General features: G+C 58.4%; 31 protein-coding genes. 26 read left to right on the top strand and 5 right to left on the bottom strand.

The features are described from left to right. From ACIY1O_RS14645 to ACIY1O_RS14565, 17 genes are all read left to right on the top strand, one after another. Positions 1–108 (top strand): uL23 family ribosomal protein (locus ACIY1O_RS14645; protein ID WP_487047375.1); only part of this gene is annotated, 108 nt, incomplete at its 5' end. After that, on the top strand, positions 109–936 hold the full coding sequence (gene rplB, locus ACIY1O_RS14640; RefSeq protein ID WP_397475832.1) for a 50S ribosomal protein L2: 828 nt from the start codon (positions 109–111) through the stop codon (positions 934–936). A gap of 12 nt (positions 937–948) precedes the next feature. After that, positions 949–1224: a 30S ribosomal protein S19 gene (gene rpsS, locus ACIY1O_RS14635; protein ID WP_397475831.1), complete on the top strand. Its 276-nt coding sequence runs from the start codon at positions 949–951 to the stop codon at positions 1222–1224. A 3-nt stretch (positions 1225–1227) separates the two neighbouring features. Continuing rightward, on the top strand, positions 1228–1557 hold the full coding sequence (rplV, locus tag ACIY1O_RS14630; RefSeq protein ID WP_301117280.1) for a 50S ribosomal protein L22: 330 nt from the start codon (positions 1228–1230) through the stop codon (positions 1555–1557). Positions 1558–1566: 9 nt separating this feature from the next. After that, positions 1567–2352, top strand: a complete 786-nt coding sequence (rpsC, locus tag ACIY1O_RS14625; RefSeq protein ID WP_397475830.1) for a 30S ribosomal protein S3 — start codon at positions 1567–1569, stop codon at positions 2350–2352. A gap of 2 nt (positions 2353–2354) precedes the next feature. Next, a complete protein-coding gene (rplP, locus tag ACIY1O_RS14620) occupies positions 2355–2771 on the top strand; it encodes a 50S ribosomal protein L16 (protein ID WP_397475829.1) in 417 nt (138 codons plus the stop codon). 9 nt (positions 2772–2780) lie between these two features. Beyond that, a complete protein-coding gene (rpmC, locus tag ACIY1O_RS14615) occupies positions 2781–2972 on the top strand; it encodes a 50S ribosomal protein L29 (RefSeq protein WP_397475828.1) in 192 nt (63 codons plus the stop codon). Between the two features lies 1 nt (position 2973). Beyond that, positions 2974–3255 (top strand): 30S ribosomal protein S17, encoded by a 282-nt coding sequence (gene rpsQ, locus ACIY1O_RS14610; protein WP_397475827.1) that lies wholly within the window; start codon positions 2974–2976, stop codon positions 3253–3255. Between the two features lie 240 nt (positions 3256–3495). After that, positions 3496–4707 (top strand): CaiB/BaiF CoA transferase family protein, encoded by a 1212-nt coding sequence (locus ACIY1O_RS14605; protein WP_397475826.1) that lies wholly within the window; start codon positions 3496–3498, stop codon positions 4705–4707. After that, a complete protein-coding gene (locus tag ACIY1O_RS14600; protein ID WP_397475825.1) occupies positions 4704–5660 on the top strand; it encodes a hydroxymethylglutaryl-CoA lyase in 957 nt (318 codons plus the stop codon). Before ACIY1O_RS14605 ends, ACIY1O_RS14600 begins: the two co-directional genes overlap by 4 nt. A gap of 129 nt (positions 5661–5789) precedes the next feature. Then, positions 5790–6488 (top strand): fumarylacetoacetate hydrolase family protein, encoded by a 699-nt coding sequence (locus ACIY1O_RS14595; protein ID WP_397475824.1) that lies wholly within the window; start codon positions 5790–5792, stop codon positions 6486–6488. Positions 6489–6490: 2 nt separating this feature from the next. Continuing rightward, entirely contained in the window at positions 6491–7129 is a 639-nt protein-coding gene (gene maiA, locus ACIY1O_RS14590) for a maleylacetoacetate isomerase (protein ID WP_397475823.1), read from the top strand. Positions 7130–7486: 357 nt separating this feature from the next. Then, positions 7487–8662, top strand: coding sequence for an ABC transporter substrate-binding protein (locus tag ACIY1O_RS14585; protein WP_397475822.1), 1176 nt, complete (start codon positions 7487–7489; stop codon positions 8660–8662). Positions 8663–8732: 70 nt separating this feature from the next. Next, the gene (locus ACIY1O_RS14580) at positions 8733–9647 is read left to right on the top strand and encodes a branched-chain amino acid ABC transporter permease (RefSeq protein ID WP_397475821.1); all 915 of its coding nucleotides are present in this window, start codon (positions 8733–8735) and stop codon (positions 9645–9647) included. Positions 9648–9651: 4 nt separating this feature from the next. Beyond that, positions 9652–10620: a branched-chain amino acid ABC transporter permease gene (locus ACIY1O_RS14575; RefSeq protein ID WP_397475820.1), complete on the top strand. Its 969-nt coding sequence runs from the start codon at positions 9652–9654 to the stop codon at positions 10618–10620. Then, a complete protein-coding gene (locus tag ACIY1O_RS14570; protein WP_397475819.1) occupies positions 10613–11404 on the top strand; it encodes an ABC transporter ATP-binding protein in 792 nt (263 codons plus the stop codon). Before ACIY1O_RS14575 ends, ACIY1O_RS14570 begins: the two co-directional genes overlap by 8 nt. 2 nt (positions 11405–11406) lie before the next feature. Next, on the top strand, positions 11407–12102 hold the full coding sequence (locus ACIY1O_RS14565) for an ABC transporter ATP-binding protein (RefSeq protein WP_397475818.1): 696 nt from the start codon (positions 11407–11409) through the stop codon (positions 12100–12102). Between the two features lie 143 nt (positions 12103–12245). On the opposite strand, the gene ACIY1O_RS14560 is transcribed toward ACIY1O_RS14565, so the two are convergent. The 5 genes from ACIY1O_RS14560 to ACIY1O_RS14540 form a co-directional block, all read right to left on the bottom strand. Then, positions 12246–12968 carry a GntR family transcriptional regulator gene (locus ACIY1O_RS14560; protein ID WP_397475817.1) on the bottom strand — a complete coding sequence of 241 codons (723 nt, stop codon included), beginning with the start codon at positions 12966–12968 and terminating at the stop codon, positions 12246–12248. Next, entirely contained in the window at positions 12965–14008 is a 1044-nt protein-coding gene (locus ACIY1O_RS14555; RefSeq protein ID WP_397475816.1) for a carbon-nitrogen hydrolase family protein, read from the bottom strand. Before ACIY1O_RS14555 ends, ACIY1O_RS14560 begins: the two co-directional genes overlap by 4 nt. A 27-nt stretch (positions 14009–14035) precedes the next feature. Then, a complete protein-coding gene (locus ACIY1O_RS14550; RefSeq protein WP_397475815.1) occupies positions 14036–14947 on the bottom strand; it encodes a fumarylacetoacetate hydrolase family protein in 912 nt (303 codons plus the stop codon). Between the two features lie 93 nt (positions 14948–15040). Further along, a complete protein-coding gene (locus ACIY1O_RS14545; protein WP_397475814.1) occupies positions 15041–16162 on the bottom strand; it encodes a cupin domain-containing protein in 1122 nt (373 codons plus the stop codon). Positions 16163–16278: 116 nt separating this feature from the next. Then, positions 16279–17160 (bottom strand): LysR substrate-binding domain-containing protein, encoded by an 882-nt coding sequence (locus ACIY1O_RS14540; protein WP_397475813.1) that lies wholly within the window; start codon positions 17158–17160, stop codon positions 16279–16281. A gap of 104 nt (positions 17161–17264) precedes the next feature. Between ACIY1O_RS14540 and ACIY1O_RS14535 the strand changes: the two genes are divergently transcribed. From ACIY1O_RS14535 to rpsE, 9 genes are all read left to right on the top strand, one after another. Continuing rightward, the gene (locus tag ACIY1O_RS14535) at positions 17265–18026 is read left to right on the top strand and encodes a maleate cis-trans isomerase family protein (protein ID WP_397475812.1); all 762 of its coding nucleotides are present in this window, start codon (positions 17265–17267) and stop codon (positions 18024–18026) included. Positions 18027–18452: 426 nt separating this feature from the next. After that, entirely contained in the window at positions 18453–18821 is a 369-nt protein-coding gene (gene rplN, locus ACIY1O_RS14530; protein WP_397475811.1) for a 50S ribosomal protein L14, read from the top strand. 9 nt (positions 18822–18830) lie between these two features. Next, positions 18831–19151, top strand: a complete 321-nt coding sequence (gene rplX / locus ACIY1O_RS14525; protein ID WP_397475810.1) for a 50S ribosomal protein L24 — start codon at positions 18831–18833, stop codon at positions 19149–19151. Between the two features lie 12 nt (positions 19152–19163). Then, entirely contained in the window at positions 19164–19703 is a 540-nt protein-coding gene (gene rplE, locus ACIY1O_RS14520; protein ID WP_397475809.1) for a 50S ribosomal protein L5, read from the top strand. Between the two features lie 11 nt (positions 19704–19714). Further along, entirely contained in the window at positions 19715–20020 is a 306-nt protein-coding gene (gene rpsN / locus ACIY1O_RS14515) for a 30S ribosomal protein S14 (RefSeq protein ID WP_397475808.1), read from the top strand. Positions 20021–20031: 11 nt separating this feature from the next. Further along, positions 20032–20427 (top strand): 30S ribosomal protein S8, encoded by a 396-nt coding sequence (gene rpsH / locus ACIY1O_RS14510; RefSeq protein ID WP_397475807.1) that lies wholly within the window; start codon positions 20032–20034, stop codon positions 20425–20427. Between the two features lie 10 nt (positions 20428–20437). Next, positions 20438–20971 carry a 50S ribosomal protein L6 gene (rplF, locus tag ACIY1O_RS14505; protein WP_397475806.1) on the top strand — a complete coding sequence of 178 codons (534 nt, stop codon included), beginning with the start codon at positions 20438–20440 and terminating at the stop codon, positions 20969–20971. A gap of 21 nt (positions 20972–20992) precedes the next feature. Then, positions 20993–21358 (top strand): 50S ribosomal protein L18, encoded by a 366-nt coding sequence (gene rplR, locus ACIY1O_RS14500; RefSeq protein ID WP_397475805.1) that lies wholly within the window; start codon positions 20993–20995, stop codon positions 21356–21358. 13 nt (positions 21359–21371) lie between these two features. Beyond that, complete coding sequence (gene rpsE, locus ACIY1O_RS14495) at positions 21372–21890, top strand: 30S ribosomal protein S5 (RefSeq protein WP_397475804.1); 519 nt, start codon at positions 21372–21374, stop codon at positions 21888–21890. Positions 21891–21892 lie beyond the last annotated feature (2 nt).

Raw genomic sequence — 21892 nt, 5'->3', positions numbered from 1 at the left:
GGCAAGCAAAAGCGCTTTGGCCGTTTCATGGGTAGCCGCCGTAACGAGCGCAAGGCATATGTCTCGCTCAAAGACGGTCAGGAACTCGACTTTACAGAGGTGAACTAAATGGCACTCGTAAAAGTCAAGCCGACTTCGGCTGGTCGCCGTGGCATGATCAAGGTGGTTGCGCCTGATCTGCACAAAGGCGCGCCATTCGCAGCTCTGCTCGAGAAAAAATCACGTGGTTCCGGCCGTAACAACAACGGCCATATCACCGTTCGTCACCGTGGCGGCGGCCATAAGCAGCATTACCGTCTGGTCGACTTCCGTCGCAATAAAGACGGCATCCCTGCCAAGGTCGAACGTCTGGAATACGATCCGAACCGCACAGCCCACATTGCTTTGCTTTGCTATGCAGACGGCGAACGCCGCTACATCATCGCTCCGCGTGGTCTGGAAATGGGCGCAGTCCTGCTTTCGGGCAAAGATGCACCCATCCGGTCCGGTAATACGCTGCCCATTCGCAATATCCCGATTGGCGCAACCATCCATTGCATTGAAATGCTTCCCGGCAAGGGCGCCCAATTGGCCCGTTCGGCAGGCGCTTCAGCGGTGCTGATGGCTCGCGAAGGTGTATACGCTCAAGTGCGTCTGCGCTCGGGCGAAGTTCGTCGCGTTCACATCGATTGCCGCGCAACTATTGGTGAAGTGGGCAATGGCGAGCACAGCCTGCGTCAAATCGGCAAGGCCGGTGCGATGCGCTGGCGTGGTGTGCGACCAACGGTTCGTGGCGTTGCCATGAACCCGGTCGATCACCCGCACGGCGGGGGTGAAGGACGTACTGGCGAGGGCCGTGAGCCGGTCAGCCCATGGGGTACTCCAGCGAAAGGGTACAGGACTCGTAGCAACAAGCGCACGGACAATATGATTGTCTCGCGTCGCAAGCGCAAGTAAGGGGCGAACACTATGTCACGTTCGATCAAGAAAGGCCCGTTCGTCGATGCGCATCTGATCAAGAAGGTCGATGCCGCCGTCGGGGGCAAAGAGAAAAAGCCGATCAAGACCTGGTCGCGCCGTTCCACCATCCTGCCCGAGTTCATTGGGCTGACGATTGCTGTGCACAATGGCCGCCAGCACGTTCCCGTTTACATCAACGAGAACATGGTCGGTCACAAGCTCGGCGAATTCGCGCTGACCCGTACGTTCAAGGGTCATGCCGCGGACAGAAAGTCCAAGAGGTAAGTGATGGAAACTACAGCTATTATTCGTGGCGTCCACATTTCAGCTCAGAAGACGCGTCTTGTTGCGGACATGATCCGCGGCAAGCCTGTGGCTCAAGCGCTGAACATCCTGACGTTCACACCTAAAAAAGCCGCGGGCATCGTCAAAAAGGCGCTTGAATCCGCGATCGCTAACGCCGAGCACAACGACGGCGCCGACATCGACGAACTCAAGGTCACCACGATCTATGTGGACAAGGCCCAGTCGATGAAGCGTTTTTCCGCACGTGCAAAAGGCCGCGGTAACCGTATCGAGAAGCAGACTTGCCACATTGTGGTCAAAGTCGGCGCTTAAGGAGTCACAATGGGACAGAAAGTACACCCGATTGGGTTCCGCCTGGTGGTAAGCCGCAACTGGAGTTCGCGTTGGTACGCTGACGACAAGGCGTTTGGCGGAATGCTGGCCGACGACATCCGCGTACGCGAGTACCTCAAGAAAAAGCTCAAGAGCGCCTCGGTTGGTCGCGTGGTTATCGAGCGCCCCGCCAAGAATGCGCGCATCACTGTTTACTCGGCTCGTCCGGGTGTGGTGATCGGCAAGCGCGGCGAGGACATCGAGAACCTCAAGTCTGATCTGCAGCGCTTGATGGGCGTGCCCGTGCACGTCAATATCGAAGAGATCCGCAAGCCCGAAACCGACGCCCAGCTGGTGGCTGATTCCATCGCCCAGCAGCTTGAAAAGCGTATTCAGTTCCGCCGCGCGATGAAGCGCGCCATGCAGAACGCAATGCGCCTTGGCGCCCAGGGCATCAAGATCATGAGCTCAGGTCGTCTGAACGGCATCGAAATCGCTCGTACCGAGTGGTATCGCGAAGGTCGTGTGCCCCTGCACACCCTGCGCGCCAATATCGATTACGGTACCGCCGAAGCCCAAACGACATACGGCATTATCGGCATCAAAGTGTGGGTCTATAAGGGCGACATGTTGCCCAACGGCGAAATGCCCCCCGAGGCAGCCGCTCCTCGCGACGAAGAGCGTCGCTCGCGCCGTCCCCGCGGCGATCGTCCCGACGGACGTCGCCCGGCCGGAGGTCGTGGCCGAGGACCCCGCAAGCCTGACGCCGCAGCGGCGCCAGCTGAAGGAGAATAACCATGTTGCAACCCTCACGCAGAAAGTATCGCAAAGAGCACAAAGGCCGTAATACCGGCCTGGCGACTCGCGGTGCGCAGGTGTCGTTCGGCGAGTTCGGCCTCAAGGCCACTGGCCGCGGCCGCCTCACCGCTCGCCAGATCGAAGCCGCGCGTCGTGCGATCAACCGTCACATCAAACGGGGCGGCCGTATCTGGATTCGCGTTTTTCCCGATAAACCCATTTCGCAGAAGCCTGCCGAAGTTCGTATGGGTAACGGTAAAGGCAATCCAGAGTTCTGGGTCGCGGAAATTCAACCCGGCAAGGTTATCTACGAAATGGAAGGTGTCAGCGAAGAACTGGCGCGCGAAGCATTTCGTCTGGCCGCTGCCAAGCTGCCTATTTCCACGACCTTCGTGTCGCGGCATCTGGGCGCCTAAGGAGATCACATGAAAGCCAGCGAACTCCGCACCAAAGACGCCACCGAGCTCCAAACCGAGCTCGAGAGCCTGCTGAAGGCGCAATTCGGTCTGCGCATGCAGCGCGCCACCCAGCAACTGTCCAACACCAGTCAACTGGGCAAGGTCCGTCGCGACATCGCGCGCGTCCGCACCGTTATGACTGAGAAGGCCGGAAAGTAAAATGAGCGAAACCCAAACTACACAAACAGCCAAGCGCCAACGTACGCTGATCGGCAAAGTTGTCAGCAACAAGATGGACAAGACTGTCGTCGTTCGCGTCGAGCGTCGGGTCAAGCATCCTGTTTATGGCAAGATTATCCTGCGCTCCAATAAGTACAAGGCGCATGATGAAACCAATCAGTACAATGAAGGCGATACGGTCGAGATCGCAGAGGGCCGCCCCATCAGCCGCGATAAATCGTGGACTGTGGTGCGCCTGCTCGAGGCCGCACGCATCATCTGATCGTTTGGCGGGGCCAAGTCGGCATCTTGTTGCCGATCAACGTTCATGCCATTCGTCAGTGCTCAGAAATCCCCCAAAGGGCTCCAGCTCTTGGGGGATTTTTGCATTGTGTGTTTTAGCCTATATGGCTCAGACGTGGCGAAGAGTGACGTACGACCCGATATAGCCTATAGCCTGGCTCTTTACGGGCCGGGCCGTTACGGCGATCATTAGACAGACACGAGACAAAGAGGAAACCCGATGTTTGATGAGTCATCCGCTGCCCAGATGGCGCTTTCCGGAGTCAAGGTGCTTGAGCTGGGTTCGCTCATAGCTGGCCCATATGCAAGCGCTTTGCTGGCCCAGTTCGGTGCCGAGGTAATCAAGATAGAGCCCCCAGGCACCGGAGACCCGCTGCGCAAGTGGCGCAAGCTGCATGAGGGCACCTCTTTGTGGTGGTATACGCAAAGCCGCAATAAAAAATCGCTGACGCTCGACCTTAAATCTGAAGAAGGTCAAGAGATTGTGCGCAAATTGGTCGCCGACGCCGATATCGTGATTGAAAACTTCCGCCCGGGTACGCTGGAAAAATGGGGCATAGGCTGGGAGCAGCTCTCTGAAGTTAATCCCAAGCTGATCATGGTGCGCATTTCCGGTTATGGCCAGACGGGGCCGGCCAGTCAACGGCCCGGTTTTGCCGCCATTGCAGAATGCATGGGCGGTTTGCGCTATGTCACCGGCTATCCCGACCGAGCGCCGGTTCGCGTGGGGGTCAGCCTCGGAGACACCTTGGCATCTCTATATGGCACGGTGGGAGCCTTGGTGGCGATGCATCATCTCAAGGTAAACGGCGGCCAGGGGCAGTATATCGATGTAGCCTTGTATGAGGCCGTGTTTGCCGTAATGGAAAGCCTGATCCCCGAGTACGCGCATAGCGGCTATGTCCGTGAACGCAGCGGCTCGGCCCTTCCGGGCATTACGCCGTCCAACACCTACTTGTGCGCCGACGGCAACTACGTGGCGGTGGCCGGCAACGGAGACGGCATCTTTCGTCGTCTCATGACAGCCATTGGCCGCCCCGACCTGGCGGAAGACCCCGCCTTGGCCCACAATGACGGCCGTGCCCTTCAGGCCGAGATGCTCGATGGCGTCATTGGCGGCTGGACAGCCGCGAATGATCTGGACAGCGTGCTAAATGTATTGAATCAGGCCTCTGTACCTTGCGGCCGTATCTACACGGCCGAAGACATTATGAACGACGCCCATTTTCAAGCACGCGGCATGTTGCAGAAGCAGGCCCTGCCCGACGGAAGCGAAATCTGCCTGCCGGGGATTGTGCCCAAGCTTAGCGCCACGCCCGGACGCACGCGCTGGGTCGGCCCCAAATTGGGTGAGCATACCGAAGAAATCCTTGAAAGCATCGGTGTTACGCCCGAGCAATATAAGAAGCTGCGTGAAGCGGGGTTGGCATGAACGTTTTACCGCCGCACGCGCCAGCGGGAAAGCGCCTATATATCCAGGAAGTTTCCGTCCGCGACGGCTTCCAGATCGAGCCGGCCTTCGTACCCACAGAGCAGAAGATCGCTCTTATCGATGCCCTGAGCCGCACTGGTCTGGCAAAGATAGAAGTAACGTCCTTTACGTCTCCCAAAGCGATTCCGAACCTGGCTGACGCTGAAGCGGTCATGAGCCGCATTCAAAGGATGCCGGGGGTGGTTTACGCGGCCTTGGCGCCTAATGTGCGCGGTTGCGAGCGGGCCTTGTCATGCGGCGCGGATGAGATCAATGTGTTCATGTCGGCCAGCGAGGGCCACAGCCGAGCGAATCTTCGCATGACGCCTGCGCAGTCGCTTGAAGAGTTCGAGCGGATCGTGCGCCTTGTGGATGGCAGCGCCGCCTTGAACGTTTCGCTGTCGACAGCCTTTGGATGTCCTTTCGACGGCCAGGTTCCAGCCGAACACGTAATGCAAACCGTACAGCGGCTGGTGGACATCGGGTTTGAGGCTGTTTCGCTGTGCGATACTACCGGCATGGCAAACCCGCGCCAGGTCGAACAGCTATGCGCCGCAGTGCTCGAGCGCTGGCCGTTTCTGACCTTGACAGCGCATTTTCACGACACGCGGGGCATGGGCCTTGCCAACGTGCTCGCAGCTTTGGCGGCCGGTGTGGACAGGCTCGATGCATCATTGGGCGGTTTGGGCGGTTGTCCGTTCGCCCCCGGTGCAAGCGGCAATGTCTGTACTGAGGATATGGTCCACATGCTTGAAGCCATGGGATACGAAACCAAGGTCGATCTTTCCATGCTGATCGATCTGGCGTTGACCCTGCCGGAGATTGTCGGCCACGATGTGCCTGGCCAGGTCATGAAGGCTGGTCCGGCCACCCGACGCTATCCTATGCCGGAATCAGGCGATACGAGCGCCTGATCCGGCTTTTATCAAGTTAATCGTTATTGTGCGCACACACGGTTGACGAGCAGTCTTCTGCTGATTTTTTTGTATGATTAGCAGCCCGCATTACACTATCTTTTCTTCATTTTTCATAGAGATTCAAACATGACACACGTTGTTAATCCGCCTGAAGTTGTCGCTGTTCCAGTGCATGGCAGTTCCGATACCTTTCCTGTGCGCCGCGTCTACTGCGTCGGACGCAACTATGCTGCTCATGCTCGAGAAATGGGCTTCGATCCCGACCGCGAGCCGCCGTTTTTCTTTTGCAAGCCGGCGGATGCCGTGGTGCCTGTCGCCGAAGGCAGCACGCTTGAACTGCCGTATCCCGCCGAGACCAGTAATTACCACTACGAGATCGAACTTGTGGCGGCGGTTGGAAAGGGCGGCTCCAATATTGCCTTGGAAGACGCTTTGAACCATGTCTGGGGCTACGCCGTTGGCCTGGACATGACCCGCCGCGACCTGCAAATGAAAATGCGCGAAATGGGCCGCCCCTGGGAAATCGGCAAGGCTTTCGACGCCAGCGCACCCATTGGCCCCTTGTATCCCGTCGAACAGGCCGGCCATCTTGAAAAGGCCGGTATCAAGCTTGACGTGAACGGCCAGACCAAGCAAAGCAGCAGCATCGACAACCTGATCTGGTCGGTGGCCGAGACGATCAGCTACCTGTCGCGTTTCTTCCGTCTCGAACCGGGCGACCTGATCTATACCGGCACCCCCGAAGGCGTGGGCGCGGTCGTGGCCGGCGACCTCATGGTCGGCTCGGTCGAGGGCCTGGGCACGCTCACCGTTAAAGTGGTGTAGCCATGAAGCTGTATAGTTTCTTCAACAGCTCTACGTCTTACCGGGTGCGCATTGCCCTGGCGCTCAAGAAACTGGATTTCAATCTGGCGCCTGTCAATATCAGGGCCATGGAGCACAAAGAGCCAGACTATGTCGCCAGGAACCCAAGCGCTGGGGTGCCGCTGCTGGTTGACGACGGCCTCGAGCTGGGGCAATCGTTGGCCATCATCGACTATCTAGATGCTAAATACCCGGAACCGCGCCTTATTCCGCAAGATTTAATCGAGCGTGCGCGTGTGCTTGAGATATCAAATCTCATCGCATGCGATATGCATTCTTTGAATAATTTGCGAACGCTACGGTATCTCGTCAAGAATATGGGTGTTAGCGATGAGGCCAAGAATGAGTGGTATCACCACTGGATCGCCGAAGGTTTCCGGTCGCTCGAGAAGTTGCTTGAACGTACCGATTCTGGTGGTTTCAGCATGGGTGGCCAAGTATCGTTGGCCGACTGCTGCCTGGTGCCGCAAGTTGCCAACGCCACGCGCATGGGCTGCGACATGAGCATCTACCCCCGCATAATGGCTGTGTATGAGCACTGCAAAACCCTGCCCGCGTTTCAACAGGCGGCCCCCGGCAACCAGCCTGACTTCCAGAAGTAAATGCCTCAAGGGCGAGAGCAAGTCTCTCGCCTTTTTCCGTGTGCGCCGCAGGGGCCGGCGCAATTTTTTGTTTTGTTAAGAGAGATTTTCAAGGGTTTTTCCTGCAAGTTGAAGGGCATTTGACGAAAGTCATGGCTGTTTTCAGCTACGCCTGGAAAATAAAAGCTCGTCATTTCGCCACTGCAAAAGCCTCAGCCGGATTGTGTTTCTTTGCAACATAAACTATATTATCGAAAAACATAATTATTTTATAAAATAGAGCGTTTGAAGGTGCCTGGCACCACATTCAAGGGGCGGATGTTTGAACCCCAAGAAACACATTCGATAAAACTGAAGATACTCAGGAGGCTTTTTTCAATGAAGCACATCAACAAACTAGCGGCCGCATTTGCCCTCATGGCATCCGCTACGTTGGCGCATAGTCAGGAAACCGTGGACATCGGCTTCATCGGCACGTTATCCACACCCGCCGGCTATATCGGCGAAGACCAGCGTGACGCCTTTCAGCTAGCGATCAAAGAAGGCGGCGGCAAGCTCGGTGGGGTGCCCGTCAACCTTATCGTCGAGGACGACGGGTTGAAGCCGGCTACCGGCAAGCAATCGGCGGAAAAAATGCTGCAGGATGGTGTGCGCCTATTCACTGGCGTGAACTTCTCGAACGTGCTGGTCGCGGTCGTACCGTCAGTGGTCAAGGAAGATAACGGTTTCTTCGTAAGCTTGAACGCCGGCCCATCAAACTTCGCAGGTAAAGCATGCAACCCCAATTTCTTCTCGGTTGCGATGCAGAACGATTCCTACAGCGACACGGCAGCAATTGCAGCCAATCAGCTTGGGGTCAAGAAGATTGTGATCATGGCGCCTGCCTACCAGGCCGGCCGTGATGCGTTGACCGGCTTCAAGCGCGCCTATGAAGGTGAAATCCTGGCCGAAATCTACACCAAGCTGGATCAGTCAGACTTCTCGGTCGAGCTGGCACGCATTCGTTCCCTGCAGCCCGAAGCAGTGTTCGAGTTCCTGCCCGGCGGCGCCGGCATCAATTTCGCCAAACAGTTCGCCAATTCGGGCCTGAATAAGTCCATCAAGATGGTCACACCGCTGTATTCCATGGACGACCGCATGCTGGCCGCATCGGGCGACGCGGGTGAAGGCTACTACCTGACCACCCAATGGACAAGCCAGCAAGACAATGAAGCCAGCCAGAACTTCGTGGCCGCCTTCGAAAAAGAGTACAATCGCCGTCCCACGGTCTACGCGGCAACCTCTTATGACACGGCCCGCCTGATCGGCGCGGCCCTCAAGGCCGTCAATGGCGACGTCAAGGGCCAGCCCGACGCGTTTCGTGAGGCGCTGCGCAAGGCTGATTTCGAGAGCGTGCGCGGCAACTTCGCCTTCAACACTAACCACTACCCCATTCAAGATTGGCAACTGGTGCGGGTCGAGCGTAACAGCGATGGTAATCTCGACTACAAGGCCGTTCGCACGATTGCCGAGAACCATACCGACCCTTACGTCTCTGAATGCCAGATGAAGTAAGCTTGTCGGCTTGAAACCGCGCACCGGCCATCGGTCCGGTGCGCGCTAAAACAAACAAACGGGTCCTCCCATGTATTTGTTCCTGGAACAGGCCATGAACGGCCTGCAATACAGCGCTCTGCTGTTTTTGCTGTCAGCGGGTCTGACGCTGATCTTCGGCATCATGAACGTCGTGAACCTCGCCCATGGTTCGTTCTACATGGTGGGCGCGTTTTGTGCCGCTTCGGCCGTGGCCATCACGGGCTCGTTCACGGTGGCCATTCTGGCGTCGGTCATCGGCGCCGGGGTATACGGCCTCATTGTCGAGCGGCTGATCATCAGCCGTCTCTATCACCGCGACCACCTGGATCAGGTGCTGGCCACGCTGGGCGTCATCTTTTTTACCAACGCGCTGGTCACACTCGTGTTTGGCCGCAGCCCGCCGTTTGTGGCGATTCCACCGTTGTTGCAAGGCGCTGTGCAGCTGGCGCCCGGCTTTAGCTATCCCCTCATGCGCCTGGCCTTCATTGGCGCCGGGGTGCTGGTGGCTGTGGGTCTGTGGTTTCTGATTTCGCGCACCCGGGTCGGGATGCTGGTGCGCGCCGGCGCCGACGATGCGGAAATCGTCGATGCGCTGGGCATCAACATTCGGCGTCTTTTCATGTTGGTGTTTACGCTGGGGGCGCTGCTGTGCGGCTTCGCCGGCGTCATGGCCGCACCGCTGCTGGCCGTTGAGATCGGCATGGGCGAAAAGGTGCTGATCACCACCTTCGTGGTGATTGTGGTGGGCGGGGTCGGCTCAGTGCGCGGCGCCCTGCTTGGTTCGGTTCTGGTCGGCATGACCGACTCGTTCGGGCGGGCCTACATTCCCATCTGGATGTCTCAAGTGCTGCCCCCCGAGTTCAGCGCGTCGGTCAGCTCGAGCCTGGTTTCAGCCAGTATCTATATTTTGATGGCCATCGTCCTGCTGGTGAAGCCACGGGGTCTGATCCCGGCACAAAGGTAATTCCATGACCCGCAAAAACATCGTCATCTTTTTGATTTTCGTCATTCTGTTGTTGTTGCCTTTCATTGCCGCCGGCCTGAACAACAGCTTTTTAATCAACATGGGCACCCAGTTTGTCATCTACGCGCTGGCGGCCATCAGCCTTGACTTGATTCTGGGCTATGGCGCCATGGTCAGTTTCGGCCATGCCGCGTTTTTCGGCCTGGGTGGTTATGTGGTGGGCATTGCGGCTTACCACATGGGCATGGGCGAGACCATCTTTGGCTGGGCCGGCTCTGAGTCTGCCCTGATCATGTGGCCGCTGGCCATGTTGGCAGCGGCCATCACCGGCCTGGTCATGGGCTTTTTGTCGCTGCGCACCAGCGGCGTGCAGTTCATCATGATCACGCTGGCCTTTGCCCAGATGCTGTATTTCGTGCTGGTCGGTCTGGTTACCTACGGCGGCGACGATGGCATGTCAGTCATCTCGCGTAACCTGATTCCCGGCCTGAACGTCGACGATCCGTCCGTTTTCTATTATGTGTGCCTGGCGTTGATGACGCTATGGGTGGTGGTGTGTCGGCGTATCGTCAACTCGCCATTCGGAATGGTGCTGCGCGGCTTCCAGCAAAACGAGCGGCGCAACGTCAATTTGGGCTATGCCCCCTTGCGCTACAAGCTCACGGCCTTCGTCATTTCGGCCGCCGGGGCCGGCCTGGCCGGCGCGCTGTGGGCCAATTACGCCCTCTATGTCAGCCCCGACATGGCTTCCTGGCTGAAGTCGGGCACGCTGATGGCCATGATCGTGCTGGGCGGCATGGGCACCATCTACGGCTCCATTCTGGGCGCCGCCGTCTACCTGGGGCTCGAGCAGGCCCTTACCGCCTGGACCGAGAACTGGATGCTGTTCCTGGGCCCGGTGCTTATTCTTGTCGTGTTGTTCAGCAAGCGCGGATTGTTCGGCTGGCTGGCAGGGAGAAACAGCCATGACTGAAGCGACTCAAGCCGCCCGCATCCAAGACACCGGCGTCCAGTCCCCCAAGCTTGAAATTCGTGGCCTGCGCAAGGCGTTCGGGGCTTTGGTGGCAACCAATGACGTCAACATCGACGTGCTTCCCGGCGAGATCCATGCGCTGATCGGCCCTAATGGCGCCGGCAAGACCACGCTTATCTCTCAGGTCAGCGGCGAGCTGATGCCCGATGCCGGCCAGATCCTGCTCGACGGCCAGGACATTACCCGCCTGCCCGCGCACAAGCGCGCCTCGGTCGGGCTGGCCCGGTCGTTTCAGATCAGCCAGCTGTATAACGACTTTACCGCCGAAGACAACGTGGCGTTGGCGGTGCAGGCCCAGTCCAGCAAGCGCTTCAACATGCTCAGCAACGCCCGCAAGCAGAGCGATCTTCGCGAGCCCGCGAGCCGGGCGCTGGAACAAGTGGGTCTGGTCAATCGTGGCCATTTACGGGTTTCAGAACTGGCTCATGGCGAGAAGCGCCAGCTGGAATTGGCCATCGCCTTGTCATTGAATGCCTCGGTATTGTTGCTTGATGAACCGATGGCCGGCCTGGGCGCCGAAGAGTCGCAGCGCATGAAGGACATCTTGCTGGGTCTGAAGGGCCAGTACGCCATTCTGCTCGTCGAGCACGACATGGACATCGTGTTTGCCCTGGCCGACCGCGTCACCGTGCTTGTCTACGGCAAGCCGATCTTCACCGGCACGCCCGACGAAGTACGCGCCAATAACGATGTGCGCGACGCCTATCTGGGAAGGGAAGAATAAACATGCTGCAAGTAGAAAACCTGCAATCAGGCTACGGCGCGGCCCAAGTGCTGTTCGGCGTGGACCTGTCCATTGAAACTCATCAGGTCGTGTCCTTGCTGGGGCGCAACGGCATGGGCAAGACCACCACCGTGCGCACCTTGATGGGCATGCTTCCCGTAAAGGGGGGCCAGGTATCCTTCGACGGCCAGGTCATCAGCGGCTTGCGTCCGCATCGCATTTCGAAGCTTGGGTTTGGACTGGTTCCCGAAGGGCGGCGCGTGTTTCCTTCGTTGTCGGTCTACGAGAACCTGGTTGCCACGGCCCGCAACGACTACAACGGCAGCTGGACGCTCGACGCCGTGTACGAGCTGTTTCCTCGCCTTAAAGAGCGCAGCAGCCAGTCTGCACGCACGCTTTCCGGGGGCGAGCAGCAGATGCTGGCCATTGGCCGGGCCTTGCTGACCAACCCGCGCCTGCTGATCCTGGACGAGGCCACCGAGGGCCTGGCGCCGGTCATTCGCCAAGAGATCTGGGCCTGCCTGAACCGCCTCAAGGCCGAAGGCCAGACCATCTTGCTGATCGACAAGAACCTCAAAGAGATGCACCACTTGGTTGACCGGCATTACATTATTGAAAAGGGCCGTATTGTCTGGCACGGCACATCGCCCGAGCTTCAAGAGCAACCGGAACTGATTGGCCGGTATCTGGGTGTTTGATTTCTTTGCGCACATAAAAAATGGCTGCTTTTAAAGCAGCCATTCCAGAATGCTGATAAACCCCCTGTTTTTGGCAGCGGGGTTTATTTTTTGCGCTGATTAGCTAGGTGCGCGCTGATTTGATTGATTTGTATATTCCGGGCTCAAGCTTCTGATTCTTCATGTTGCCGCAACGAGGTGGCGATCAGTTCGGTGGTGCGGTTGTAGTGTTGCGTCAATAGCGATACGGCAAGATCCGCATTGCGTTGCAGTGTGGCGTCCACTATCTCGTGATGTTCCTTCGATACGTCACGGCTGCTGTTGCGTGAGATAGGGGTTTTCAGCATCGGCCTTCGATACCGTTCCGTTTGTATGTACAGGTTCGCCGACAGCTCGAGCAGCCAGCGCGAGTCACATGCTGCGATAAGTGCGCGATGCAATGCCAGATGGCGTTTTTCGACTTCGTCGTACGACGTCTTTGCCGCTTCAGCCCCGCTGCGTCGGGTCGCCAGATCAAGGGCGTGCAGCGCGGCGACGATGTTGGTTTCCCAATCGTCAGTCGCCCGCTCAATGGAGCGCCGCAGGGCTTCGCAGTCGATGAGCGTGCGCACGCTCATGGAGTCTTGCATTTCTTTCAATGATAGCGGCGTTACGCGAAACCCCTTTAGCGCGATCGACTCTACCAGCCGCTCGCTTTGGAGGCGGTTAAGCGCCTCGCGCAGCGGTGTGAAGCTTAGTTGATAGCGCTTCTTCAGGAACTCGAGGCGCAACGCCAAGCCTGGAGTCAGTTCGCCCGAGAGAATGTCGCGCTTGATGCCCACGTATGCCTGTTCGGCCAGCGTAGGCGGCTTGGCTTCCGCGGGACTCTCGCGCAGTGGGGCGTTCATGACCGTGAGCGCCTGTCAGCCGCGCTGGTGGCCGACCCGTCGTCTTCGTCTTCAAAGTCGAGCTGGACTTCGCGTTGCAGGTCGGAAAACTGCGCCGATTGCTGAGTTTGCCGATTTACCCGCAGATCGAAAATATCGAATCGGTTGTAGTGCCCCGTGATGTCGTGCATTTGCCGCGGCTGGATGCAGCGCGACAGATCGACGTCGGCATACACAATGCCCTCGTCATCGATGAGGGGCTCGCCCACCAGCCGGCCGTCGGGCCCGATGATGCCCGAAAACGCGCTGTTCTTGCGGCGAAGCATTTGCTCTGCCTGCGGGTGCGTTTCGGTGAAGGCTGAAATGATTTCGTCGGAGACGGTGGAGCAAGACACGACGGTAAACACCTTGCCTTCAAAGCAATGAGCCATGGCGCGCACCTTGATCGCTTCGGCCATGTCGTAGTCGGGTGGCGCGACGGGAAGCGAGATATAGCTGGCCACATGCAGAAGCTCGCCCTGCGCCAGCAGGCTGAAACGCGCCAAGGTGTTGGTGTTCTCGCCGCAGGCCAGGCCGCCGAGGCGTCCGATGGCTGTGTCGTAGACGCGCAGCGAGCTGCCGTCGCCGTTGGCCCAGGTAAGCTTCTCGGCCCAGGTGGGCACCAGCTTACGGTGGCGGCCCAGCAGCTTGCCATCGGGGCCAATGAAGACGAGCGTGTTGTAGAGCGTACTGATCCCTGTGGGGCTGCGCTCGTTTACGCCCACAACCACGTGTACGCCGTGGCGTCCGGCTGTTTGCGCAATTCGATGGATTTCAGGCCCCGGAATCTCGATGGCGCTGCGGCACAATTTGTCGAACCATGGGCTGCCCTCTACCGGGTTCATGATCCAGTTCCAATACGGATAGCCGGCCACGAATACCTCTGGAAAGGCGATTAATTGTGCGCCTTGGCCTGCGGCCTCTTCGATAAGCGTACAAACCTTTTCAACTGTGGCGTTGGTATCCAGGAATACCGGAGCGGCTTGGACCGCGGCGACCTTGACGACGGGCAGGTTTAGCATGGTTTCCTCGTAAAGAAGATGAGCCGATTAGATGGCCACGACTGGGTTGCGCATTGTGCCGATGCCTTCGACGTAGGATTCAACCACGTCGCCGGGCCACAGCCATTCTTGCGGCGTGCGGCCAGCGCCCACTCCGGAGGGAGTGCCCGTGGCGATGATGTCGCCCGGCTCGAGCGTGATGCCCGCACTGATGTCTGTGATTAGGTGCGCCACGTTGAACAGCATATGGCGAGTATTGGATTGCTGCTTGATCTCGCCGTTGACCTTCAGCCAGAGGTCGAGTTTTTGCGGGTCGGGGATTTCGTCGGCTGTAACGATGCAAGGCCCGAACGGCGCATAGGTGTCGAGGCCCTTGGAATAGACCCACTGGCCCGCGCGACGATTGTCGCGGGCGCTCATGTCGAGCATCAGGCTGTAGCCGAACACATAGGACAAGGCGTCTTTTTCTTCGATGCGGGTGGCGCGCGTGCCGATAATGGCGGCGAGCTCTACTTCCCAGTCGAGTTGCTGCGTGACCTTGGCGTTGTGTTCGATGCTGTCGCCGGGGCCGATGACTGTGGTGGGCGGCTTGGTGAAAATGATGGGCTGCTTGGGCAGATCGGCCGAGGTGTCGAGCGAACGGCTGGATTCTTCAACGTGTTCGACGTAGTTGAGGCCAATGCCGAAGATGTTCTTGCGTGGGCGCGGAATGGGCGCCAACAGCTTTACGTTCTGCAAGGGCAGGGCGACGCCGACAGGCCAGCTTTCTTGATGCTCGTTGAGCAGTTCGGTGGCGGTGGCGACGGCCGACGGGCCCAGGTCGATGAATTCAAGCATGTCGCTGGGCAGGTCGATGCCTGCGATCATGCCCAGGTATTCGACATCCACAACCATGTTGTTGACGATGGCGCCAAGGCGGGCGCTTTCCTGGACATTGCGACGATAGGTGACGAGACGCATGAGGTTTTCCTTGTTATCGGGCGGTACCGCCCATTGCGTGTATAGAAAATGAATGAAGCGGCTTCAGGTGGGCAGTTCGGCCCACATGAGCCATTAAACCGGCTGGCGACCGCCGTTCTCTTGCAATGCTTCTTCGCGGTACAGGCCCAGCGCTCTCATCACGGGCATGTCGTTGAAGCTGAACAGGCAGGCATCTTCGGTCTGGCTGGCGTTGCCGTGCTCGTGGAATGCCCACGACGGCACACAGAAGATGTCGCGCTCTTGCCAGTCGAATCGCTGGCCATTGATGATGGAGAAGCCTTTGCCTTTGGCTACCTGGTAAATGAAGCTGCCTGTGTGGCGGTGAGCCTTGGTGTGTTCGCCGGGCCGGAGCATTTGCATGCTGGCTCCGATGGTCTGCATGACCGGGCCGCCTGTCTTGGGGTTGATGTAGTTCATGAGCACGCCGTCGAAGGGCGAACCGTCGGTAACGCGCGCGTAATTGCATAGCGCTTCGTAAGTGGGCGCCCATTCGTACTTCAGCAGCGGCGAATAGCCATGCTGCCATGTATCGTCGCCGGGCATCAGGCCGGTGCCGGACCACGTAGCCGTGCTGTCGTCCACGGCATAGGTGACGGCTTGGTTCAGGTCGGGGTGTACCGCATAGAAGTTTGCTTCAAGCGCATTGACCAAGGGGATGTCGAGCCCATCTTGCCAGATGCACGGCGCGCCGTCTTCGCTGACGCCGTGCTCGTGCCACGTGCCGTTGGGCGTCAGGACAAAGTCGTTCGCGCCGAGGGTCATCTTGTGGCCGTCGACGATGGTGAAGGCGCCTTTGCCTTCCATGATGAACCGTAGCGCGCTGGCCGAATGGGAATGGGCCGAGGCCAATTCGCCGGGATTCATCGCTTGTAGCCCGGAATACAGCCAACCCACTGCCGCGGCGACGTCTTGGCGGCCCGGGTTGTTCAGGTACACGACTCGGCGGCCCGCCTTCTCGGGGGACACCAGGTCAATGGAACGTAATACGTGTTCTCGCAGGTCGCGGTAGCGCCACAGCACGGGAACCGAGGACGACTGCGGGAACCAGGGCTCAATTTTATTGGCGACCGTCCAGAGGGCGCCTGTTTTAAGAGAGTCGAGCTCTTCGTAATAGGCGAGCAGTTCAGGAGTATCTTCGACGTTGGCGCGTCCGACCACGTCTTCGCGATAGTTGGTGCCGCGGGCAATTTTCATATCGGGCCTGTCTCAGGTTAAGCTGATTTTATAAAATCGTGGTGTTTTTCGATAATATTAGAGAATAATCGCGGGAAAAACAAGTCGTCCCGCCCTGCCAGTGCGTAATTCCAAGTTTATCGGCCAGAGGGGCGTGCTAGTCGGCCGACGAATGTTGCCAGCACCGCCTTGCGGTTGTCTTTGCGCCTCACCGCGTGCACGCTGGCTTCCAGTCCGGGTTCGTCCAGGATGCAGAAACTCAGCGCATGGGGTTGGAAGGCGCTGGTTGAAGTTGGCACCAGCGCAATGCCCAGCCCGGCTGCCACGAGGCTTAACTGGGCCGGCACTTCGCCTACAGTCTGCTCGACGTGGGGCGAGAACCCGTGAGCCGCGCAGGCACGGAAAATGCGCTCGGCGAAAGTTGATGTTTCACGCCGCAGCATGACGAATTTCTCGCCGGCCAGCTCATCCAGCCGCAGGCGTCGCTTGTTGGCCAGGCGGTGGCCGGGGGGTAATGCCACCAGCAGCGGGTCATCCCACAATTTACGGCTGCATAGCAGGTCGTCTTCGATGGATTGACGGGAGATGCTCAGGTCGATGCGCTGTTCACGCAGGGCCTCGAGCTGGTCGTTTGGCGCCATTTCATTGAGTATGACCCGGACGTTTGGATGTGACACCGCCAGTTGACCGATAAGCTGGGGTAGCGGGCCCAGGAAGTGCGAGCCTGACAGCCCGACTTCCAGCCGGCCGGCCGTTCCGGCGTCGATCTGGCGCACCCGCTGTGTGGCGTCCTTGAGTCGGCTCTGGACGATGCGCACATCGCGCAAGAACGCGGCGCCCGCTTCGGTGAGCTCTACCTTGCGGCTGGTGCGATGAAACAGCTTGGCCCCCAGTTCGTCCTCAAGCTGGGCGATCTGAGCGCTAAGAGGCGGCTGCGAAATATGCAGCCGCTCGGCGGCGCGAGTGAAGTTCAATTCCTCGGCCAATGTCGTAAAGTAGCGCAGCTGACGTAGTTCCATAGGCAAAATATAGCGCACGAGACGAATTTGATATTGGACCCGTCGCGTGAAATCGCCGAAGATAGTCTCGTTAACGTCCACAGCCCTTTTTTCAGGTACAGATCATGAGCACTACAGCGCGTTCCTTCCGTATCGGCCAAATCGTTCCCAGCTCCAACACAACGATGGAAACCGAAATTCCCCTCATGCTTCGCAGCCGCGAAACCAAGTTCGAAGAGCGTTTTACCTTCCATTCGAGCCGCATGCGCATGAAAAAAGTAACGCCCGAAGAACTCAAGGCCATGGATGCCGACTCTGACCGCTGCGCGCTCGAACTGTCCGACGCGCGCGTGGACGTGCTGGGCTATGCCTGCCTTGTCGCCATCATGAGCATGGGCCTTGGTTATCATCGCGAGTCTGAAAAACGCCTGCATCAAGTTGCCGTCGACAACAATGGTGCGGCGCCGGTCGTGTCCAGCGCGGGTGCGCTGGTTGAAGGCCTGCACGCCATGGGCGCCAAGAAGGTGTCCATTCTGACCCCCTACATGAAACCTTTGACCAAGCTGGTGGTTGATTACATCGAGAACGAAGGCATCGAGGTGCACGACGCGGTGTCGCTTGAAATTCCCGACAACCTCGAGGTGGGCCGGCAAAACCCCTTGGCTCCGGCCGAGCACGTAAAGCGCCTGAACACCAGCGGGGTTGATGCTGTCGTGTTGTCGGCCTGCGTGCAGATGCCGTCATTCCAGTCGGTGCAGCAGGTTGAAGACCAACTGGGCATGCCTGTAACCACGGCGGCCATTGGCACGGTTCACCAAATGCTGAAGCGTCTGGAGCTTCAGCGCGAAGTACCCAATGCCGGCAGCTTGTTGTCGGGAAGATACTAAGCAAACAGAGTTATTCCGATGCGCCGGGGACAGAAGAAACCCGGCGGTTGTTGCTTGGCCACAACGTACAGGTTGCTGTTCGCTGACGCACAATAAACTTCGGTAAAGGGCTTGCTATAAAAATTTAGTTGCGCTAATATAGCTAGCTTACTTCGCACAAGCCTCTTTTATACGCGAATAGTGCCCGCTTTTATTTATGGCGGCACTGCCCGCTTGGCAGGGCGCAATGCGCGAGGTATTCATAGGCAGATTTCAACCCAGGGTTTTGGGTTGGTTAGCTTGAAACTTACGCTGCAACTGGAAACAGCAGGCAGCAGCAGCTTTTAAGCGGCCGGCCTTGAATCTGACGGGACCAAAACTGGTTGGGCGGCCTTGCCGGGCAAATTGCTTCGGTGGCAGCCTGGCTAAGTTGGAACAGGAAAAATCATGATACAAATGCAAACCACGCTGGGCGTGGCCGACAACACAGGTGCGCGTTCTGTAATGTGCATCAAGGTGTTGGGTGGCTCAAAGCGCCGTTACGCCGCAATTGGCGACGTGATTAAAGTTAGCGTCAAGGATGCGGCCCCGCGCGGTCGCGTCAAGAAAGGCGAAATTTACAACGCAGTAGTGGTTCGTACCGCTAAGGGCGTGCGCCGCAAAGACGGCTCGTTGATTAAGTTTGGTGGCAACGCCGCCGTTTTGCTCAACGCTAAACTGGAACCCATCGGCACCCGCATCTTCGGACCCGTCACGCGCGAACTGCGCACGGATAAGTTCATGAAGATCGTGTCCCTGGCTCCAGAAGTGCTGTAAGGAGCCATCATGGAAAAAATCCGCAAAGGCGACGAGGTCATTGTACTGACCGGTCGCGACAAAACCCGCCGCGGCACCGTGCTGCGCCGTGTTGATGCCGATCACGTTGTGGTCGAAGGCGTCAACGTCGTAAAGAAGCACGTCAAGCCTAATCCGATGGCCGGTACGCAGGGCGGCATCATCGATAAAACCATGCCTATCCATATCTCGAATGTGGCTCTCTTCAACCCCGAGACCGGCAAGGCCGATCGCGTCGGGTTCAAAGAAGTCGACGGCCGCAAGGTTCGTGTATTTCGTTCCAGCGGCGCAGTCGTTGGCGCTAAGGCATAAGGGGCTGACAACATGGCTCGTTTACAAGAGTTCTACCGCGACAAAGTCATGGCCGACTTGCAATCTCAGTTCGGCTACAAAAGCGTGATGGAAGTGCCGCGCATCAGCAAGATCACGCTCAACATGGGCGTGTCGGAAGCAGTGGCCGATAAAAAGGTCATTGAGCACGCTGTTGCCGACCTTACCAAGATCGCCGGCCAACGGCCCGTGGTCACCAAGACACGCAAGTCTATCGCCGGGTTCAAAATCCGCGAAGACTATCCCATCGGCTGCATGGTCACCTTGCGTGGCCGCCGCATGTACGAATTTCTCGACCGCCTGATCGCCGTCGCGCTGCCGCGCGTTCGCGACTTCCGTGGCGTGTCGGGGCGTGCGTTCGATGGGCGCGGCAACTACAACATCGGGGTTAAAGAGCAAATCATTTTCCCTGAAATCGAATACGACAAGATCGACGCGGTTCGTGGTATGAATATCAGCATCACCACCACCGCCAAGACCGACGATGAAGCCAAGGCGCTGCTTACAGCGTTCAGCTTCCCGTTTCGCAACTAAGGGGCGATGACGTGGCAAAACTTTCCCTCATTAATCGCGACATCAAGCGCGCCAAATTGGCAGAAAAGTACGCTCCCAAGCGTGCCGCTTTGAAAGCAATCATCAACGATCAGTCCAAGTCTGACGAAGAGCGTTACCAGGCTCGCCTGCAATTGCAGCAACTGCCCCGTAACGCCAGCCCAAGCCGCCAGCGCAACCGTTGCGCGGTAACCGGCCGTCCGCGCGGTGTTTACAGCAAGTTCGGTTTGGCTCGTCACAAGCTGCGCGAAATGGCGCTGCGTGGCGAAGTCCCGGGCATGACCAAAGCCAGCTGGTAGGAGAAATACACATGAGCATGAGCGATCCCATCGCCGACATGTTGACCCGCGTGCGCAACGCGCAGCAAGTCAACAAGACGTCGGTCAGCATGCCCTCCTCGAAGCTGAAGGTAGCTATTGCTACCGTGCTCAAGGACGAAGGCTACATCGACAGTTACCAGATCGTCGGGGAACAGGCCAAGCCGGTTCTCGAGATCACCCTGAAGTACTACGCCGGCCGTCCGGTCATCGAGCGCATCGAACGCGTCTCGCGCCCCGGTCTGCGTATCTACAAGGGCCGTTCGGCCATTCCTCAAGTCATGAACGGCTTGGGCGTGGCTATTGTTTCCACGCCCCGTGGCGTGATGACCGATCGCAAAGCTCGCGCCACCGGCGTTGGCGGCGAAGTGTTGTGCTACGTTGCATAAGGAGACCCACATGTCACGTATAGCAAAATACCCGGTTGCGCTGCCCAAAGGGGTGGAAACCAAGATCGACGCCGACCAGATCACAGTCAAGGGTCCCTTGGGCACCCTGACCCAGTCGCTCACAGGCGACGTCGACATCAAGCTCGAAAACGAGCAGCTGTCGTTCGCCGTGGCCAACGATTCTCGCCAGGCACATGCAATGTCGGGCACTTTACGCGCCTTGGTCAACAACATGGTTACCGGCGTCAGCAAGGGCTTCGAGCGTAAATTGAACCTGGTGGGCGTGGGTTTCCGCGCTCAGGTGCAAGGCAACGCGCTGAAACTCCAACTCGGTTTCTCGCATGACATCCTGCACGAGATGCCTGAAGGCATCAAGATCGAATGCCCCACCCCGACCGAGGTCGTGGTCAAGGGCGCCGACAAGCAGGTCGTGGGCCAGGTGGCGGCTGAAATCCGCGCCTATCGCCGTCCGGAACCCTACAAGGGTAAGGGCGTGCGCTATGCCGACGAGCGTGTCATCATGAAAGAAACCAAGAAGAAATAAGCGCGCAGGCAAGGACGAATCATGGACAAGAAAATCTCCCGTTTGCGTCGTGCGGTATCGAGCCGACGGAAAATCACCGAACTGCGTGTACATCGCCTGTCGGTTTTCCGCTCGAATCTGCACATATACGCAAACATCATCTCGCCGGAAGGCGATCGTGTGCTCGTTAGCGCATCCACGCTCGAGCCCGAGGTTCGCAAAGAACTCGCGAGCCAGAACACCAACGGCGCAAATGTCGCTGCCGCGGGTCTGGTTGGCAAGCGCGTGGCCGAAAAAGCCAAGGCTGCCGGTATCGAACAGGTCGCCTTCGACCGTTCGGGCTTCCGTTACCATGGCCGCGTGAAGGCGTTGGCCGATGCCGCGCGCGAAGCCGGCCTGAAGTTCTAAGAAGGATTATCAAATGGCTAAAGCACAAGGTAAGCACGTCGAGAAAGAAAACGACGACGGCATGCGCGAAAAAATGATCGCGGTCAACCGCGTCAGCAAAGTGGTCAAGGGTGGTCGCACCATGAGCTTTGCTGCGCTGACCGTGGTGGGCGACGGCGATGGCCGTATCGGCATGGGCAAGGGCAAGGCCCGCGAAGTGCCCGTTGCTGTACAGAAAGCCATGGAACAGGCCCGTCGCGGCTTGTACAAGGTGCCCCTGAAGAACGGCACGCTGCATCACAGCGTAGTGGGCAAGCACGGTGCAGCCACCGTACTTATCTCGCCCGCCGCTGAAGGTACCGGCGTAATCGCCGGCGGCCCGATGCGCGCCATCTTCGAAGTCATGGGCGTACGCAACGTCGTGGCCAAAAGCCTCGGTTCCAGCAACCCATACAACATGGTTCGAGCCACGCTCAATGGCTTGCGGGCATGTTCGACTCCGTCTGATGTCGCCGCCAAACGCGGCAAGTCGGTCGAAGAAATTCTGGGGTAAGT

The sequence above is a fragment of the Pusillimonas sp. genome (assembly GCF_044464525.1).
Classification (GTDB): Bacteria; Pseudomonadota; Gammaproteobacteria; order Burkholderiales; family Burkholderiaceae_B; genus Pusillimonas.
Note: the sequence above shows the minus strand (reverse complement) of the source record. Positions and strands in the feature narration are given on the sequence as shown.

What these genes read in the sequence shown, in the direction of transcription:
- rplB (WP_397475832.1), top strand. Translation starts at nt 109, where the DNA reads ATGGCACTCGTAAAAGTCAAGCCGACTTCGGCTGGTCGCCGTGGCATG.
- rpsS (WP_397475831.1), top strand. Translation starts at nt 949, where the DNA reads ATGTCACGTTCGATCAAGAAAGGCCCGTTCGTCGATGCGCATCTGATC.
- rplV (WP_301117280.1), top strand. Translation starts at nt 1,228, where the DNA reads ATGGAAACTACAGCTATTATTCGTGGCGTCCACATTTCAGCTCAGAAG.
- rpsC (WP_397475830.1), top strand. Translation starts at nt 1,567, where the DNA reads ATGGGACAGAAAGTACACCCGATTGGGTTCCGCCTGGTGGTAAGCCGC.
- rplP (WP_397475829.1), top strand. Translation starts at nt 2,355, where the DNA reads ATGTTGCAACCCTCACGCAGAAAGTATCGCAAAGAGCACAAAGGCCGT.
- rpmC (WP_397475828.1), top strand. Translation starts at nt 2,781, where the DNA reads ATGAAAGCCAGCGAACTCCGCACCAAAGACGCCACCGAGCTCCAAACC.
- rpsQ (WP_397475827.1), top strand. Translation starts at nt 2,974, where the DNA reads ATGAGCGAAACCCAAACTACACAAACAGCCAAGCGCCAACGTACGCTG.
- ACIY1O_RS14605 (WP_397475826.1), top strand. Translation starts at nt 3,496, where the DNA reads ATGTTTGATGAGTCATCCGCTGCCCAGATGGCGCTTTCCGGAGTCAAG.
- ACIY1O_RS14600 (WP_397475825.1), top strand. Translation starts at nt 4,704, where the DNA reads ATGAACGTTTTACCGCCGCACGCGCCAGCGGGAAAGCGCCTATATATC.
- ACIY1O_RS14595 (WP_397475824.1), top strand. Translation starts at nt 5,790, where the DNA reads ATGACACACGTTGTTAATCCGCCTGAAGTTGTCGCTGTTCCAGTGCAT.
- maiA (WP_397475823.1), top strand. Translation starts at nt 6,491, where the DNA reads ATGAAGCTGTATAGTTTCTTCAACAGCTCTACGTCTTACCGGGTGCGC.
- ACIY1O_RS14585 (WP_397475822.1), top strand. Translation starts at nt 7,487, where the DNA reads ATGAAGCACATCAACAAACTAGCGGCCGCATTTGCCCTCATGGCATCC.
- ACIY1O_RS14580 (WP_397475821.1), top strand. Translation starts at nt 8,733, where the DNA reads ATGTATTTGTTCCTGGAACAGGCCATGAACGGCCTGCAATACAGCGCT.
- ACIY1O_RS14575 (WP_397475820.1), top strand. Translation starts at nt 9,652, where the DNA reads ATGACCCGCAAAAACATCGTCATCTTTTTGATTTTCGTCATTCTGTTG.
- ACIY1O_RS14570 (WP_397475819.1), top strand. Translation starts at nt 10,613, where the DNA reads ATGACTGAAGCGACTCAAGCCGCCCGCATCCAAGACACCGGCGTCCAG.
- ACIY1O_RS14565 (WP_397475818.1), top strand. Translation starts at nt 11,407, where the DNA reads ATGCTGCAAGTAGAAAACCTGCAATCAGGCTACGGCGCGGCCCAAGTG.
- ACIY1O_RS14560 (WP_397475817.1), bottom strand. Translation starts at nt 12,968, where the DNA reads ATGAACGCCCCACTGCGCGAGAGTCCCGCGGAAGCCAAGCCGCCTACG.
- ACIY1O_RS14555 (WP_397475816.1), bottom strand. Translation starts at nt 14,008, where the DNA reads ATGCTAAACCTGCCCGTCGTCAAGGTCGCCGCGGTCCAAGCCGCTCCG.
- ACIY1O_RS14550 (WP_397475815.1), bottom strand. Translation starts at nt 14,947, where the DNA reads ATGCGTCTCGTCACCTATCGTCGCAATGTCCAGGAAAGCGCCCGCCTT.
- ACIY1O_RS14545 (WP_397475814.1), bottom strand. Translation starts at nt 16,162, where the DNA reads ATGAAAATTGCCCGCGGCACCAACTATCGCGAAGACGTGGTCGGACGC.
- ACIY1O_RS14540 (WP_397475813.1), bottom strand. Translation starts at nt 17,160, where the DNA reads ATGGAACTACGTCAGCTGCGCTACTTTACGACATTGGCCGAGGAATTG.
- ACIY1O_RS14535 (WP_397475812.1), top strand. Translation starts at nt 17,265, where the DNA reads ATGAGCACTACAGCGCGTTCCTTCCGTATCGGCCAAATCGTTCCCAGC.
- rplN (WP_397475811.1), top strand. Translation starts at nt 18,453, where the DNA reads ATGATACAAATGCAAACCACGCTGGGCGTGGCCGACAACACAGGTGCG.
- rplX (WP_397475810.1), top strand. Translation starts at nt 18,831, where the DNA reads ATGGAAAAAATCCGCAAAGGCGACGAGGTCATTGTACTGACCGGTCGC.
- rplE (WP_397475809.1), top strand. Translation starts at nt 19,164, where the DNA reads ATGGCTCGTTTACAAGAGTTCTACCGCGACAAAGTCATGGCCGACTTG.
- rpsH (WP_397475807.1), top strand. Translation starts at nt 20,032, where the DNA reads ATGAGCATGAGCGATCCCATCGCCGACATGTTGACCCGCGTGCGCAAC.
- rplF (WP_397475806.1), top strand. Translation starts at nt 20,438, where the DNA reads ATGTCACGTATAGCAAAATACCCGGTTGCGCTGCCCAAAGGGGTGGAA.
- rplR (WP_397475805.1), top strand. Translation starts at nt 20,993, where the DNA reads ATGGACAAGAAAATCTCCCGTTTGCGTCGTGCGGTATCGAGCCGACGG.
- rpsE (WP_397475804.1), top strand. Translation starts at nt 21,372, where the DNA reads ATGGCTAAAGCACAAGGTAAGCACGTCGAGAAAGAAAACGACGACGGC.